The following is a 718-nucleotide window of genomic DNA, read 5'->3' on the forward strand; positions in this document are numbered from 1 at the left end:
GGGAAAATCGCTATCTGGCTGAAAATTTGCCCATATTTTTGGATTTACAAAACTTAAAACTAATAAAATGTTGAAAAATATTGGGTTTGTCGGCGTGCCGCGCGGGCGGGGCGGTGTCGGAAAATAACAGCGCCGCTTTTTGCACGCGCAAAATCTGCCGCAACGATTGATTTTGCTTACTCTAACGGTAGAAGCCGTTGCATCTGTCTATCCGCTAAGGCATAATATGGGAAATTCAGCAATGAATTTTCTACTTGTAGAGGCCGGTGACGGCCATTTTTAGTTATTTTGAATCGATTTAAAAGGTATCATAAAATGAAAAAATCTCTGTTGGCTGCTGCTTTGTTGTCTCTGACTTTGGCTGCTTGCGGCGGTGCTGCCGACTCTGCCAAAGAAGCTGCTGCTTCTGCCGTTGAAGCGACTGCATCTGCTGTTGAGGCTACTGCTTCTGCCGTTGAAGCCACTGCTGCTTCTGCTGTTGAAGCGACCGGCGACGCTGCTGCTGCCGTTGCTTCTGAAGTACAAGGTGCTGCTTCTGACGCGACTGCCGCTGCTGCTTCTGCTGTTGCCGAAGCTGCTTCTGCTGTTGAAGCTGCCGCTTCTGAAGTTGCTAAATAATATTCTGTTACAGAATAGCGAAAAAGCAGGATACCCCGCGTATCCTGCTTTTGTTTTTTCAGACGGCCTCAGTCGTTTTTAGCGCGCCGTTTGCCTGAAT

1 protein-coding gene is annotated in these 718 nt (G+C 47.8%); it reads left to right on the plus strand.

All coding sequences use genetic code 11. The features are described from left to right. The first annotated feature begins 315 nt into the window (after positions 1-315). Positions 316-618 (plus strand): hypothetical protein, encoded by a 303-nt coding sequence (locus BDE01S_RS10875; protein ID WP_082790480.1) that lies wholly within the window; start codon positions 316-318, stop codon positions 616-618. Positions 619-718: the final 100 nt, after the last annotated feature.

The organism is Bergeriella denitrificans NBRC 102155 (genome assembly GCF_001592185.1).
Classification (GTDB): Bacteria; Pseudomonadota; Gammaproteobacteria; order Burkholderiales; family Neisseriaceae; genus Neisseria; species Neisseria denitrificans.